General features: G+C 73.2%; 15 protein-coding genes. 3 read left to right on the top strand and 12 right to left on the bottom strand.

All coding sequences use genetic code 11. The features are described 5' to 3' along the window. Positions 1-8: 8 nt before the first annotated feature. On the bottom strand, positions 9-1,004 hold the full coding sequence (locus BN6_RS21290) for a hypothetical protein (RefSeq protein ID WP_015101791.1): 996 nt from the start codon (positions 1,002-1,004) through the stop codon (positions 9-11). Between the two features lie 328 nt (positions 1,005-1,332). On the opposite strand from BN6_RS21290, the gene BN6_RS21280 reads away from it, so the two are divergent. Continuing rightward, a complete protein-coding gene (locus BN6_RS21280; protein ID WP_015101790.1) occupies positions 1,333-1,839 on the top strand; it encodes a hypothetical protein in 507 nt (168 codons plus the stop codon). Positions 1,840-1,931: 92 nt separating this feature from the next. On the opposite strand, the gene BN6_RS21275 is transcribed toward BN6_RS21280, so the two are convergent. The 10 genes from BN6_RS21275 to BN6_RS50270 form a co-directional block, all read right to left on the bottom strand. Next, positions 1,932-2,537: a nitroreductase family protein gene (locus BN6_RS21275; RefSeq protein WP_231904717.1), complete on the bottom strand. Its 606-nt coding sequence runs from the start codon at positions 2,535-2,537 to the stop codon at positions 1,932-1,934. A gap of 93 nt (positions 2,538-2,630) precedes the next feature. Beyond that, complete coding sequence (locus BN6_RS21270) at positions 2,631-3,572, bottom strand: ABC transporter substrate-binding protein (RefSeq protein ID WP_015101788.1); 942 nt, start codon at positions 3,570-3,572, stop codon at positions 2,631-2,633. Positions 3,573-3,639: 67 nt separating this feature from the next. Continuing rightward, complete coding sequence (locus tag BN6_RS21265) at positions 3,640-4,398, bottom strand: IclR family transcriptional regulator (RefSeq protein WP_015101787.1); 759 nt, start codon at positions 4,396-4,398, stop codon at positions 3,640-3,642. 27 nt (positions 4,399-4,425) lie between these two features. Continuing rightward, positions 4,426-5,607 carry an LLM class flavin-dependent oxidoreductase gene (locus BN6_RS21260; protein ID WP_015101786.1) on the bottom strand — a complete coding sequence of 394 codons (1,182 nt, stop codon included), beginning with the start codon at positions 5,605-5,607 and terminating at the stop codon, positions 4,426-4,428. Between the two features lies 1 nt (position 5,608). Next, positions 5,609-6,511: an LLM class flavin-dependent oxidoreductase gene (locus BN6_RS21255; RefSeq protein ID WP_015101785.1), complete on the bottom strand. Its 903-nt coding sequence runs from the start codon at positions 6,509-6,511 to the stop codon at positions 5,609-5,611. Beyond that, a complete protein-coding gene (locus tag BN6_RS21250) occupies positions 6,508-7,530 on the bottom strand; it encodes an ABC transporter substrate-binding protein (protein WP_015101784.1) in 1,023 nt (340 codons plus the stop codon). The genes BN6_RS21255 and BN6_RS21250 overlap by 4 nt, the downstream gene beginning before the upstream one ends. Beyond that, positions 7,511-8,248 (bottom strand): ABC transporter ATP-binding protein, encoded by a 738-nt coding sequence (locus BN6_RS21245; RefSeq protein WP_015101783.1) that lies wholly within the window; start codon positions 8,246-8,248, stop codon positions 7,511-7,513. Before BN6_RS21245 ends, BN6_RS21250 begins: the two co-directional genes overlap by 20 nt. Then, positions 8,245-9,075 carry an ABC transporter permease gene (locus BN6_RS21240; RefSeq protein WP_197540167.1) on the bottom strand — a complete coding sequence of 277 codons (831 nt, stop codon included), beginning with the start codon at positions 9,073-9,075 and terminating at the stop codon, positions 8,245-8,247. Before BN6_RS21240 ends, BN6_RS21245 begins: the two co-directional genes overlap by 4 nt. A gap of 11 nt (positions 9,076-9,086) precedes the next feature. Then, positions 9,087-10,103, bottom strand: a complete 1,017-nt coding sequence (locus tag BN6_RS21235) for an NrtA/SsuA/CpmA family ABC transporter substrate-binding protein (protein ID WP_015101781.1) — start codon at positions 10,101-10,103, stop codon at positions 9,087-9,089. A 122-nt stretch (positions 10,104-10,225) separates the two neighbouring features. Continuing rightward, positions 10,226-10,303 (bottom strand): putative leader peptide, encoded by a 78-nt coding sequence (locus BN6_RS50270; protein ID WP_360946510.1) that lies wholly within the window; start codon positions 10,301-10,303, stop codon positions 10,226-10,228. Positions 10,304-10,645: 342 nt separating this feature from the next. Between BN6_RS50270 and BN6_RS21230 the strand changes: the two genes are divergently transcribed. Both BN6_RS21230 and BN6_RS21225 read left to right on the top strand, forming a co-directional pair. Beyond that, positions 10,646-11,752, top strand: coding sequence for a DUF4037 domain-containing protein (locus BN6_RS21230; RefSeq protein WP_041317593.1), 1,107 nt, complete (start codon positions 10,646-10,648; stop codon positions 11,750-11,752). 189 nt (positions 11,753-11,941) lie between these two features. Then, entirely contained in the window at positions 11,942-12,313 is a 372-nt protein-coding gene (locus BN6_RS21225) for an STAS domain-containing protein (RefSeq protein ID WP_015101779.1), read from the top strand. A 51-nt stretch (positions 12,314-12,364) separates the two neighbouring features. Here BN6_RS21225 and BN6_RS21220 read toward each other — a convergent pair whose 3' ends face one another. Further along, entirely contained in the window at positions 12,365-13,567 is a 1,203-nt protein-coding gene (locus BN6_RS21220; RefSeq protein ID WP_015101778.1) for an amidohydrolase, read from the bottom strand. Positions 13,568-13,608: the final 41 nt, after the last annotated feature.

The raw sequence follows: 13,608 nt of genomic DNA, 5'->3' as shown, positions 1-13,608 counted from the left end.
ACGGGGTGTCAGACCTCGTACCGCTTCGTCACCACGAACGCCGTGCCCGGGAGCGCCTCGCCGACGGGCGTCCCCGCCCACTCGGCCAGCCGCCGCGTGCTGCCGCCGCTGCCGTCGAGCAGTTCGGCCAGCTCCGCCGCGGACGGCGGCGTGGTCCGACCGCAGCGCAGGACGGGTTCCCCGGTCGCGCCGCTGTCCTCGTCCTCCGGGTCGTCGGCCACCCACCGGCAGACCTCGACGCCCCAGTCCGCGCGGCCGTGCGCGCCGCCGGGCAGCGGTGCCTCCACGGCGAGGAACAAGCGGTCCGGGCCCTCGTCGAACGGGTCGTCGGTGATCGAGAACTCCTCGACCAGCAGCCGGGCCTCGTCGTTGTCGCAGCGGGTGTAGGCGTCCAGCAGCAGCCGCAGGTCGGCGGCGGAGTTGCGGACCTGGTCGACGTGCAGGTCGCGCTCGGCGTCGTCCAGCCGCCGGCGGGCCTCGCCGCCGAGCCCGTCGACGTCGCCGAACGACACGAACGGGGCCTCGAAGTCCCAGACCCGCCGGTTCGGCGCCGCGAACGGCTCGATCCCCTCGGTGAACTCGGCCACGGCCTCGCGCAGCCCGCGCGCCTCCGCTTCGAGCTCGGCGTTGATCGCCAGCCGCACCGGGTCGGGCACGTGGTCGGTGCACTCGTCCAGGTAGAGCAGGGAGTCGTGCAGGAGCGCCTTGACGTACTCGTACCAGAGGCTGTGGGCGCCGGTGAGCAGGTCGCGGCGGACGCCCGGTTCGGTGAGCGCGGCCAGGTGGTCGGACGGGTAGTGCTCGAACCGGCCGTCGCGGTTGTCGTGCACGCCGACCGGCACGGTGGCGCAGGCGGAGATCCGGTTGAGCGCGTCGACGATCGGCGTCGCCAGCGTGGTGTCGTCGAGGCTGGTCACGGTCGCCGAGACGACGCCCCCGGGACTGCGGTAGGTGGCGAGCACCTGGATCTTGCCGCGGCTGGGGTGCTGGGAGTAGATGGTCACGGGGATCCCTTTCGACCGGTCGCGACAGGGCGCGCCGGCGGGCGCGGGAAGCTGGGGGTGGGGGAGCGGTGGCAGGTGCTCCCAGGAGTGCCGGCGGTGGTCCAGGTCCGATCCCGAACTCCTTGCCGGGCTTCGACTTTAGCGCACCGGCGGACCGGCCGGTCGCACCGGGCGCGACCGCCCCGGCCACCCCGCACGCCGGTCGGTACTACAGTCGGCGGGTGGCCGACGTCTTCGGTGGTGATCTCCGGGTCGCCCGGTTCGACCGGACGGGAGTGGTGATGAGCGGGGTCTCGCTGGTCGAGGTCGACAGCCGCGGTGGTCGTCGGTGCTGAAGGTCTCCGGCTTCGCGCCGGGTTCGGGCGCTCCGGACGTCGAGCTGGACGTATACGTGCCGTTCACGCTGACCTGGCCCGGCTACCGCCGGATGACCGACGCCCCCGCCTACTACCAGGTGGGCGGCGGCATGAACGCCCACCTGGAGCTGAAGTTCGACCGCTCGTCCGGGGTGCTGGTCGAGCTCGCGGCCATCTCGGTGACCGCGATCGCCGAGAGCGCAGGGAACGCGCCCTGCCCGGGGACGCCGCCGGACGACGTCCTGCCGGTCTGCGACCTGGCCGCCCTGGGCCCGCAGTTGGCGCTCGGCGACGACCGCGCCCTGGCCTTCACCGCCTACCCGGACGCGTTCGACATCCGCATCGGCGACCGCGAACCCGTGACGCACCGGGGTGACGCGGTCGTGTTCGGCCTCGCCGCCGACGACACCCTGGCCTCGGTCCGCTTCCACTGGACCGACCGCCAGCGCCGCGAGATCCTCCGCGACCACGGCGGCTGACCACCGGCCCCTCCGCGCCGGCGGCGGACCCCCGAAGGACCCGACACCGTTCCAGCGGCGGGCGTGCCGGACCGCGTCGTCGCGCGGGAGGGCTACCAGTGCCCGAAGTGCACGACCTCCTCGAACGGCCGGCGGTCGCGGGTGCGCGGGGAGGCTCCCTCGGAGATCGGCTCGTCGGCGTCGTGGCCGATCGCGATGGCCCCGATCGGCTCGTGGTCGGCCGGCACGCCGAACTCGGCGCGGAGGGTGGCGAAGTCCTCGGCGGCGAACCCGAAGTACACCGCGCCCAGCCCTTCGGCCACCGCGGTCTGCAGGACGAGCAGCGCCGCCATGCCGGTGTCGACGTACCAGAACGGGATCGGCCACCGCTGTTCGGAGCGGTCGGTCCAGCCCTTGTCCGGCTCCTCGTACCGGTCGAGGTAGGCGTTCTTCACCGCGAACGGGATCACGACCACCGGCGCGGACGTGACCGACGGCGAGGTCAGCAGCGTGATCCGGTCGTAGAACCGGGCCAGTTCCGGCCCGCGCAGCACCAGGAACGCCTGGCCCTGGGCGAACCCGGCGGACGGCCCGCGCGTCGCGTTGCGCAGGATCCGCCGCAGGCTCTCCTCGGACACCGGCTCCTCGGTGAACTTGCGCACCATCCGCCTGCGCCGCACCACGTCCTGGAAATCCACGAGCCCCCCGTTCGCCGCCACCCAGGGACCCCACGCTAGCCCCGGACGCCGGTCGCCGGCGAGCGGACGACGGGTCCCGGCGTCGGCGCACCACCGACGCCGGGACCGGCGCGGTCAGGCGCGGGCCGCGAGCGTGCCGGCGACCAGGTCGTTCACCCACGGCAGCACCGCGTGCCGGACGTTCACCGTGCGCGGGAGCAGACCGTTGGCGGCCAGCAGGTCGGCGGCCCGCTGCTGCTCGTCCAGGAACTTCTCGTCCACCGGGTTCACCCCGAACGGCCGGGTGCGCAGCGCGCGCTCCCACGAGTCGAGGTCGGCGTCCACGCCCCGCGCCGCCGCGTCGTCCACGAAGTACTGCGCCGCGGCCCGGGGGTTCTCGGTGATCCACCGGTCGGACTCCTGCAACGACTCCACGATCGCCGCCACCTCGTCCCGGTTGTTCTCGGCGAACTCGCGGCTGGTGAACCACAGCGACGGGTGGCTGAACAGGCCCTCGGTCGCGACCAGGGTGCGCAGCCCGGTCTGCGCCTCCACCCGGTCCAGGTCGGGGTAGGAGCCGGTCCACGCGTCGATCTCGCCGTCGAGGAACAGCCGCGCCGCGTCCGCCCCGGTGTCGACGGGCTCGACGTCGGCCCAGGACAGCCGGGCCTCGTCCAGGGCGAACAGCAGCAGGGTGGTCTGCCACGAGCCGTGCGCGATGCCGACCCGGTGGCCGCGCAGGTCGGCGACCTCCCGGATCGGCGAGTCGGCGCGCACCACGATCCGGCCGTTCTCCGTGCGCGGCCCGGAGACGCCGAGGTAGACGACGTCGTGGCCGGCGCCCAGCGCGGTGATCGGCGGGGTGAAGCCGGTGCCGATCACGTCGTAGCCGCCCTCGGCGAACAACTGGTCGCTGTGCACGGTCGGCAGGCCCGAGCGCGGGTCGGGCCGCTCGCCCTGCGGGAGCGCGCGCAGGTCGACCCAGCTGACATCGGGCAGCCTGCGCTCCAGGATGCCGTTGTGCCGCAGCACGAACAGCGAGTTGTTGTGCGGGAAGAATCCCACCCGAACGGTCATCGCGGACCTCCGTGAGAGTGCGGTGGACACCCGGCGCACGCGCGCCGGGTGACAAGCGGAAGAGGGGTCAGAGCGAGGGGAGCAGCAGCGCGGCGACCCGGTCCACCCGGGCCAGCGCCTGGTCGACGAACCAGCGGACGCGGTCGTCGGTGATCAGTTCCGGGGTGGCCCGCAGGGTCAGCGCCGCGTAGCTGAAGCCGTCGGCGTCGAGCACCGGCACCGCGACCGACCGGACGCCGACCTCGCTCTCCCCGTTGTTGAGCGCGTACCCGGCCGCGCGCACGCGGTCCAGCTCCCCGCGCAGCTCGTCGCGGCTGCCGATGGTCCGGTCGGTCGGCCGGACCAGCTCGGGCAACGCGTCGAGGTCGTCCTCGCCGGGCGGTGCCCACGCCAGCAGCACCTTGCCCATGGCGGTGGTGTGCAGCGGCGCACGGACGCCGTCGGAGAGCTCCGCGCCGCCCAGGCCGCCGATCAGCACCAGCGCGTCGTGCCCGCTGCGCACCGAGATGCTGGCGGAGGCCTTGGTGGTGCGGGCCAGCCGGTCGAGCACCGGTTCCAGCTTGTGCAGGCCGTGCTGGAGGTAGTGCAGCTGGCCCAGCTCGGCGACGGTCGTGCCGAGCCGGTACCGCGCGGTGTCCGGGTCGCGCTCCAGGAACCCGGCCGCGACCAGCGCGAGCACCAGCCGGTGCGCGGTGCTGATCGGCAGTTCCATGGCCTTGGCGATGTCGGTGACACCCAGCTCGGGGCCGTTGTGGCGGAAGCACTGGAGCACGCCGAGCGCCCGGTGCACGGCCTGCGCTCCCGGCGCGGCCGCGCTCGTCGCCATCACCGGTCTCCCCGGCCGGTGCCGGCGCTACGCACTCGACGTCACCGGCTCGGTGCGCCCGCGCTCGTGCTGCGGGGCAGGCTCGCCCAGCCTGCCCCGCAGCAGCGGCAGCACGCCCTCGGCGACCCGGTAGGCCTCCTCCAGGTGCGGCCCGCCCGCCAGGATGAGCGAGTCCACGCCCAGGTCGATCAGCTCGTCGAGCCGCTCGGCGACCTGCTCGTAGCTGCCGACCAGGCCGAACGCCGGCCCCGGCCGCATCAGCGCCAGCCCGGCGAACACGTTGGGGGCCACCTCGAAATCGCGGAACCCGGTGAACGACTCCGGCTGGAACGACACCGCCCGGCGCACGCCGAACGAGTCGCCGCCGTCGCGGGAGAGCTGCGCCCGCACCGCTTCCGGCCGCACGTGCCGCCAGCCGCGCTCGATGTCCGCCCAGGCTTCTTCGGCGGTCTCCCGGGCCAGGACGTCCACCCGCACGGCGAACTTGGGCGACAGGCTGCGCGCGCGGACCGCGTCGAACTTGGCCCGCAGCGCCTCGACCGGCTCCAGCCACGACAGGTAGTAGTCGGCGTGACGCCCGGCGGCCTCGATCGCGGCCGGCGACGAGCCGGAGAAGTACACCTCCGGGAAGGTCAGCCCGGCCAGCGGGCCGGGCAGCCCGCCGCCCTCGACCCGGTAGAACCGGCCGTCGAAGTCGAACGGCCCGCCGTCCCACACGCCGCGCAGCACGTCGAGGAACTCCGACGTGCGGGCGTAGCGGTCGTCGTGCGCGACCTTGTCGCCCCACCACAGCTGCGGCGGCCCGCCGCCACCGGTGATGATGTTGTAGGTGACCCGACCGCCGGTGGCGCGGTGCAGGCTCGCGGTCATCCGCGCGGCCTGCACCGGGTTGAGGAACCCGGGCTGGAAGGCGACCATGAACTTGTAGGTCTTGGTCTCCCGGGCCAGCGCGGAGGCCACGGCCCACGGGTCGTCGGTGCCGGGGAACGAGGGCAGCAGCCCGCCGTGGAACCCGAGGCCCTCCGCCGCCCGCGCGGTCTGCACCAGGTAGTCGAGCAGGCCGTAGCCGTCCGGTTCGCCGTCGCGCAGGCCCGGCGTGATGCTGTCCGGTCCGGGTGGGGCCCAGTCGCCCCGGGACTGGCGGTGCGCGGTGCGCAGCGAACTCGGGTCGCCCGCCATCCCGATCCGCCACCAGATGTCGATCGCCATGTCAGGCCCTTCCCACGAGCAGCGGACGCACGTGCTGCGCGATCCGCAGCACCTCTTCGAGCCGGGGGTCGGCGGCCAGGAAGAAGGTGTCGAAACCCCGGTCGCGGTAGGCCAGGACCTGGTCCGCGACCTGCTCGTACGTGCCCCGCAGACCCGGCGCGCCGGACAGCTCCGACTCCTCCTCGCGGGTGTGCACGGTGGCCTGCAACGCCCGCCGGACCCGCCCGTCGAGCTTGGCCAGGTGCCGGTCCAGCTCGTCGTCCGGGGCCAGGTCGAACACGTGCACGTCGGCGTGCTCGGCCGACAGCGCCAACGCCTCGTCGGACGTGCCCGACAGGTAGACGGTCGGGAACGGCAGCCCGGCCAGCGGCCCGGTGAAACCGCCCTTGACGACCTCGTAGAACCGGCCGGTGTAGTCCACGTCCTGCCCGTGCCACACGGCTTTCGCCACGGTCAGGAACTCCGCCGCCCGCGCGTAGCGGTCCGTCCCGGTGACGAAGTCGCCCTGGGTGCGCTGGAGGCGCTCGTCGAGGTCGACCGCCAGCCGCCAGGCCAGCCGCCCGCCGAACGCCCGTTGCAGCGTCGCGGAGAGCTTCGCCGCGTAGACCGGGGTCGCGATGCCCGCGGCGAACCCGGCCACCACCTCCAGGTGCCGGCTGTCGCGGCCGAGCGAGCCGGACACCACCAGCGACTCCTCGCCCAGCGGGTCGTAGGGCACGTACACCCCGGCCAGCCCGCCGAGCTCGGCCGCCCGGGAGATCTGGTGCAGGTAGTCGAACGGGGTGAACGCGGGCCCGCCGACCCGACCGTCCCGGACGGTCGCCGGCAGCGCCGGCGCGGGCTCCCACCCCCTGGCGCGCGGGCCGTCACCCCGGGTCGGGATGCTCCAGATGATCCGGGTCATCGCTCCTCCAGCAGCGCCTGGGCCTCGGCCAGCGGCTCGTGCGCGGCCCACGCCCGCACGTCCACGTCCCGGGCCAGGAACCCGTGCGTGAGCAGGAAGTCCTTCTGCCGGGTCAGCAGGTCCAGCCGGTCGGTGGACAGGTCGGGGTGCAGCGACTTGTGGAACCCGTCCCGGTAGGCGGCGGCCACGCCGTCCGCGCCGGACCGGGTCTCCCGGGCCAGGATCTCGCGCACCCGGTCGAGGTTGCCCGCCGCCCAGTCCGCCGCGCGCAGCGTCCGGGCCAGGAACCGGGCCACCAGGTCCGGCCGTTCGGCCAGGATCCGCTCGTGCACGGTGATCGGCCGGGGCGTGCCGTTGTTCACCCGGAACCGCCGGTCCGGGAACGAGTCCAGGTCGATCCCGGTCACCAGGCCGTGCGCGGCGGCCTGTTCGGCGGCCTGCGCGCCCTTGACGTAGACGGCGTCGACCTCGCCCCGGGCCAGCGCCTCGATCCCGAACAGCGAGCCGCCGCCGCGCGCGTCGCGGCCCACCTCGCCCAGCCCGGTCGGCACCTCCACGAACGTGACGTCCGCGGTGGTCAGCCCGGCCGTGCCGAGCGCCCCGGCGAAGCCGTGCAGCGCCATCGCGCGGGGGAAGCTGCGGGCCCGGTCGGCGGCGAACTCCGGCAGCGCGACCCGCCGGCCCGCCAGGTGATCCGGCGCGGTGATGCCGGAGTCCGGCCGGACCACGATCACCTGCGACTCGTCGATCCAGGTCAGGCCGATCAGCCGGGTCGGCGCGCCCTCGGACCTGGCGACCAGCGCGGGCACGTTGCCGCCCTCGCGGAACAGCCCCACCAGCCGGTGGTCGAAGTGCCGGGCGGCGATCTCCGGCGGCGCGTCCTGGAGCACGCCGACCTCCAGGCCGTCGGCGGCGAACTCCTCGGCCAGCCAGCCCAGGTTGTAGGCGAGACCGCTGGCCGTGGGCACCGGGCAGCGGGTGTACCAGATCCGGTCCTGCTCAAGCGTCGGTGTGCTCATGGGTGCTCCTGGGAGAACGGTCGGCGGAGACGCCGAGCGCGGCGAGGTAGTCCTTGCGGTGGGCGATCACGGCGCGGTCGTCGCGGTCGCGCGGCCGGGGCACGTCGATCCGCCGGTCGAGCGCGAAACCGCCGTCCCGCAGCACGATCGCGCGATCGGCGAGCAGCAGCGCCTCGTCCACGTCGTGCGTCACCAGCAGCACCGCCGGGCGGTGCCGGGCGCACAGCTCGGCGACGAGTTCCTGCATCTGCAGGCGGGTCAGGGCGTCCAGCGCGGCGAACGGCTCGTCGAGCAGCAGCAGTTCGGGCTGGCGGACCAGCGCACGGGCCAGCGCGACCCGTTGCGCCTCACCGCCGGACAGCGTGGCGGGCCAACTGCGCGCCTTGTCCGCGAGCCCCACCTCGGCCAGCGCCGCGAGCCCCGGTTCGCGGGCCGCCTTGCCGCGCTGGCCGATCGTGACGTTGGCCAGCACGCGGCGGGCCTGCACCAGGCGCGGCTCCTGGTACACGACGGTCCGCACGCGGGGCACCAGCACGGTTCCGGCGTCGGCGCGCTGGAGCCCGGACAGCAGCCGCAGCAGCGTGGTCTTGCCGGTGCCGCTGGGCCCGAGCAGCGCGACGAACTCGCCCGGCGCGATGTCCAGGTCGATCCCGTCGAGCACCCGCTTGGCCCCGAAACCCTTGCGGATGCCGCGCAACCGCACCACGGCGTCGCTCATCCGCTCGCCGTCCCGTGCCGCCGCCACGGCATGGCGGTCCGCTCCACCAACCTGATCACCAGGTCCACCCCGATCCCGATCAGCGCGTAGATCACGATGCACAGCACCATGTAGTCGTTGCGGTAGTACTGCTGCGCGAGCGTCACCAGGTAGCCGATCCCCTCGGTGGCACCGACCTGCTCGGCCGCGATCAGGCCGACCAGGCTGATGCCCAGGCAGATCCGCAGCGCCATCAGGATGTTGGGCAGCGCGCTGGGCACGATCACGCCGAGCGCCAGCCGCCAGCCGCCGAGCCCGAACCCGCGCACCGCCTCGACCACCTTGCGGTCCACCGAGCGCACCCCCAGGTAGGTGTAGGCGTACATGGGCGAGGCGGAGGACACCGCGATCAGCGCCACCTTGAACGCCTCGTCCACGCCGAACCACGAGATGAACAGCGGCACCAGGGCCAGGAACGGCACCACCCGGATGATCTGCACGGTCGCGTCGACCAGTTCCTCGCCGAGCCGGGTCAGCCCGGCGACCAGGCCGAGCACCAGCGCGACGCTGACCCCGATGCCGACGCCGAGCCCGGCCCGCTGGAACGACGCCAGCCCGTAGTCCCACAGCTGCCCGGTGTCCAGCAGCTCCCAGAACGCCCGCACCACCTGGCCGGGCGAGGCCAGCACCTCGGTGGACACCAGGCCGCGGCTGGTCGTGTACCACCACGCCACCAGGATCAGCGCGGGAACGCTGACCCGCAGCACCAGCGACACCCACCGGTTGCGGGTCTTCTCGCCGAGGAACTCCGGCGCTTCGAGCCCGGCCACCGCCGGGGCCGGGCGCACCGGCGTCACCGTCACTTGGCGCCGCCCCAGTCGTAGAACGCCTTCTTCGGGTCGGCGTTGCCGGGCAGCACCTTGTTCTCGGTGAACACCGTGGACACACCGGTCAGCCGGACCTCGTCGTCGGGCTTGGGCAGGCGCAGGACGTTGTCGTAGCGGCCGATGGCGATGTTGTTCTCCAGCTGCAAACCGGTGGCCGCCGCCGGGCCCTGGTCGGCGAAGACGTTCTGGAACTTCTCCGGCTCCGCCTTCTCCCGCTCGTCCAGTTCGGACAGCACCTGGATCAACGTCCGGACCACCTCGGGGTTCCTGGCCAGCAGGTCGGTGCGGGCGACGAACATGTTCAGGTCGTCCGAGGGCAGGTCCCGGCCCCGGAACACCACCCGCGCGCCCTTGGCCACCGCCTGCGGGAACGCCCGCACGATGGCGACCCAGGCGTCCACCTGCCCGCTGGAGAACGCCGACGCGGCCTGGTCCTGCTGCAGGTGGACGCGCTGCACCTGGTCGGCCGGGATGCCCGCCTGCTCGAGCGCGAGCAGCAGCAGGTACTCGCCGCGCCCGGCCTTGTTCACCGCCACCCGCTTGCCGCGCAGGTCCTGCACCGTCTTGATGGGACTGTCCGGGGGCACGATCAGCCCGTCACCGGCCCCGGCCCGCTGGTCGGTCACCACGTCCTTCACCGCGACGATCTTGATGTCGTCGGAGGTGGCGAGGTAGCCCAGCGCGGGGGAGAAGGCCCCTTCGGCGAAGTTCACCGCGCCGGAGTGGATCGCGTCGGTGGTCGCGGTGAACGACGCGTACGTGCCGCCCCACTCGACCTTCGCGTTGAGCTTGGCCAGCGGGCCGTCGAAGCTGTTGTTCTTCTTGGCGTACGCGAGCGGGCCGTAGTTGCCGGGGTCGACCAGCTTGACCACGACCTGCCCGGACCCGGCGTCGGCCTGGCCGCCGCACGCCGCGAGCGCGGCCGTGAGGACCGCGGCGATGCCGAGTACGGCTGTCCGGGAGATCTTGGAGCGCGCGAAAGAACCCATGAGTGTGCCTGCCACTCCTTGTCAGGAGGAAACCGGTGCGGGGAAGGGGAAAGGGGGTCGCCGAGGACGCCGCGAACCGGTGGCCGGGCGCGGCCTTCAGCGGCCGGGGGAGGAGGTGTCGCTCAGCGCGGCAGACACAGCGCGCTGGCGACCCGGAGCAGGTCGACGTGCTGACGCGTGGTCAGCCGGGGCAGCCTCATGACCGGAACGCTAGGGACGCCGGCGGCGGCCGGTCAACCGCGCCGCGGAGCTTCCCGCATCATGGAAATACCTCTGACCAGGGGATATTTCCCTCGTCTACGCTCTCGCCTTCCACATGGTGGTAAACGCCCGCGCCGCACCGCCCGGCACGGGACCGGCCGGCGCGGCGCTCGTGATCCGGCCCTTGTTGAACATCAGCACCCGGTCGGAGACGTCCCGGGCCCCGGCTCCGCGTCCAGCGCGGAGGTCACCTCGTCCAGCAGCAGCACGTCGGGGCGCCCCGACCACCCCGACCTGAAATCCGGTCGCGGGACGTGCACCTCGTCGGGCACCCTCTCGGCGTGCCTCCAGCGTTTGTCTCGGGTGTGGAACTGTCGGGGCGTCTCTACCACGAGGCGGTGCGTCCCCTGCTGTCCCGGCACTTTCCCGGCCTGACCCACACCGCGGCCTTGATCGGTCCCGGCTCCGAGGTGCTCGGGTTCGACACCGCGCGCTCCACCGACCACGACTGGGGACCGCGCCTGCAACTGTTCCTGCGCCCCGACGATCTCGCCGAACACGGCGCCGCGATCTCCGACGTGCTCGCCGAACGGTTGCCCACCGGCATCGCCGGCTACTCGACCAACCTGGTCCCGATCGGGGACCACGGCACCCGCCACCTGCGGCCGGCGCGCGGACCCATCCAGCACGGCGTCGTGGTGACCGAACCGGGTGCCTGGCTGACCGGCCACCTCGGCTTCGACCCCCGGCACGGGATCACCACGCTCGACTGGTTGGCCACCCCCGCCCAGGCGCTGGCCGAACTCACCGCCGGTCAGGTCTTCCACGACGGTCTGGACCAGCTGCACCCGGTCCGGCGCCGGCTGGCCTGGTATCCCGACGACGTGTGGCGCTACCTGCTGGCCTGCCAGTGGCAACGCATCAGCCAGGAAGAACCCTTCGTCGGACGCTGCGGTGACGTCGGCGACGACCTCGGATCGGCGATCGTCACCGCACGCCTGGCCCGCGACCTGATCCGCCTGTGCCTGCTGCTCAACCAGGTCTACCCGCCCTACGGCAAGTGGCTCGGCAGCGCCTTCGCCCGCCTGCCGTGCGCCGAACGGCTGGCACCGGTCCTCACCGCCGCCGTGGCGGCCACCGACTGGCACGACCGTGAGCACCACCTGGCCACCGCCTACGAAGCCGTCGCCGCCCTGCACAACGAGACCGGACTCACCGAACCGGTCGACGCCCGCACTCGCCCGTTCCACGACCGGCCCTATCGGGTGCTGCACGCCGAGCGCTTCACCGCGGCCCTGATCACGACCATCCACGACCCGACCCTGCGCCACCTGCCGTTGACCGGAGCCATCGACCAGTTCGTCGACAGCACCGACGCCCTCGGACGCCGTACCCTCACCCGACGCCTTGCCCAAGCGGTCCTTCCCGACCGAACCGAAGCGCCCTGATACCGGCATCGCCGAAATGGGGCACCTCCAAGTTCCCGGGAGGGCGTGGTCGTCGGGTCGAGACTGCTCCTGGAAACGGCCACCGGCCGTCGCGAGTAGCGCCGCACACCCACCGTGGGTGGCGTTGGGTGACGAAGCCTTCGTCCGTCCGTGTCGCCTGCGCCGCGTCGGGCAGGCAGGATGTCCACCATGAGTGGATCTGACGCGTCCGCGTCCGGCGTATCCGTCGAGGAGCGCGGGCAGGTGGTGGTGTTGCGCGTGGTCGGCGAGGTGGACATGTCCAACAGCGACGGGCTGCGCGACCGGGGCGTCTCGCTGCTGGAGGGCGCGCCGACGGCGCTGGTGGTGGACCTGTCGGGGGTGACGTTCTTCGCCTCGTCCGGGATCGCGGCGCTGGCCCACCTGCGGGAGCGCAGTGCCGTCGCCGGTTGTCCACCGGTCCACGTGGTGGCCGGTCGCGCGGTGCGGCGGTCGCTGGAGGTCACCGCGATGTCCACCCTGTTGCCGTTGCACGACTCGGTGGACGACGCCGTCCGGGCGGTGGCCGAGCCCGGTTCCTGATCGCCGGTACCCGCCGGCACCGGCTCTCGCGAGGAGAGCCGGTGCCGTGGGTCACGAGCGCGTGAGCTCACCGTCGCGGGCGACGATCCTGCCGCGCTTCATCACCAGGGTGCGCCGGGGCGGGCTCACCACGATCTCGCCGATGGCCTCGCCCGGGAGCACGACCAGGTCGGCCGGGTCGCCGACCGAGACGTCGCAGCGGTCGAAGCCGAGGGCGTCCCGGCCCAGGCGGGTGGCGATCTCCACGGCGAACTCCAGGTCTTCGTCGCGGCGCCAGTAGCACTTGTAGGCCATGAACATCGCCCGGGACAGGATGTCGCCGTCGCCCCACGGCGACCAGAGGCTGCGCGAGGAGTCCGAGCCCAGGCACAGCGGGACGCCCATCGCGTGCAGGCGCTTCACGTCCGGCACCGGGAGCAGGCCGTGCACGCCCACGGCGACGGTGATGCCGGCGTCGGCCAGCAGGGTGCCGAGGTGCTCCAGTTGCGGCGGGGTCGGCTCGGCCAGGCTGAACACGTCGCACAGGCTCACCCTGCCCCGCATCCCGAGCGCCTTGACCCGCTCGGCGATCCGCTCGATGAGCCAGATGCCGAGCTCGCCGGACTCGTGCAGGTGGAAGTCCACCGGCACCTGGTGCTTCTCGGCCAGGCCGAACACGATGTCGAGCTGCCGGGCCGCGTCGCCGTCCACGCCCGCCGGGTCGAGCCCGCCGACCGCGTTCGCGCCCTCGCGCAGCGCCTGGTCGAGCAGTTCGGCGGTGCCGGGCCGGCGCAGCACGCCGAGCTGGGGGAACGCCACGACCTGCAGGTCGGTCAGGCCGGCGAGCCGGTCGCGCACCTCCAGCACACCGTGCAGGCCGTCGAGCCCGATCTCCGGCGCGACGTCGACGAACGTCCTGATCGACGTCGACCCGTAGGTCACGCACTTCTCCAGGAACGCCCCGGCGCGCTCGGCCACCGGCGTCGTGGTCGCCTCCCACTGCCGGACCGTGTCCTCGAACATCTGGTCCATGGTGATCGGCGCGGAGTCGCGGCGCGCCCACGGCTCGCCCCACAGGCTCTTGTCGGCGTGCGCGTGGCCGTCGACGAAGCCCGGCAGGACGATCTGGCCGTCGAGCTCCTCCACGTGGTCGGCGGGGCCGAGGTCGGCCGGGAGGGACGGGCCGACGGCGGTGATCACGCCGTCGGTGACGGTGACGACCTGCGGGTCGCCGACACCGTTGATCCGTCCGTTGGACAGGAAGGTTCTGCTCATGCGGGTTTCCTCATTCCGGCGTCGTTCGGGTCCGGGGGCGG

The organism is Saccharothrix espanaensis DSM 44229, from assembly GCF_000328705.1.
Classification (GTDB): Bacteria; Actinomycetota; Actinomycetes; order Mycobacteriales; family Pseudonocardiaceae; genus Actinosynnema; species Actinosynnema espanaense.
This window is presented reverse-complemented; position numbering and strand designations above follow the sequence as displayed.

Bases quoted from the DNA above. Each gene is read 5' to 3' on its own strand.
- BN6_RS21270 (WP_015101788.1), bottom strand. From the start codon at position 3,572: ATGACCGTTCGGGTGGGATTCTTCCCGCACAACAACTCGCTGTTCGTG.
- BN6_RS21265 (WP_015101787.1), bottom strand. From the start codon at position 4,398: ATGGCGACGAGCGCGGCCGCGCCGGGAGCGCAGGCCGTGCACCGGGCG.
- BN6_RS21260 (WP_015101786.1), bottom strand. From the start codon at position 5,607: ATGGCGATCGACATCTGGTGGCGGATCGGGATGGCGGGCGACCCGAGT.
- BN6_RS21255 (WP_015101785.1), bottom strand. From the start codon at position 6,511: ATGACCCGGATCATCTGGAGCATCCCGACCCGGGGTGACGGCCCGCGC.
- BN6_RS21250 (WP_015101784.1), bottom strand. From the start codon at position 7,530: ATGAGCACACCGACGCTTGAGCAGGACCGGATCTGGTACACCCGCTGC.
- BN6_RS21245 (WP_015101783.1), bottom strand. From the start codon at position 8,248: ATGAGCGACGCCGTGGTGCGGTTGCGCGGCATCCGCAAGGGTTTCGGG.
- BN6_RS21235 (WP_015101781.1), bottom strand. From the start codon at position 10,103: ATGGGTTCTTTCGCGCGCTCCAAGATCTCCCGGACAGCCGTACTCGGC.
- BN6_RS50270 (WP_360946510.1), bottom strand. From the start codon at position 10,303: ATGAGGCTGCCCCGGCTGACCACGCGTCAGCACGTCGACCTGCTCCGG.
- BN6_RS21225 (WP_015101779.1), top strand. From the start codon at position 11,942: ATGAGTGGATCTGACGCGTCCGCGTCCGGCGTATCCGTCGAGGAGCGC.
- BN6_RS21220 (WP_015101778.1), bottom strand. From the start codon at position 13,567: ATGAGCAGAACCTTCCTGTCCAACGGACGGATCAACGGTGTCGGCGAC.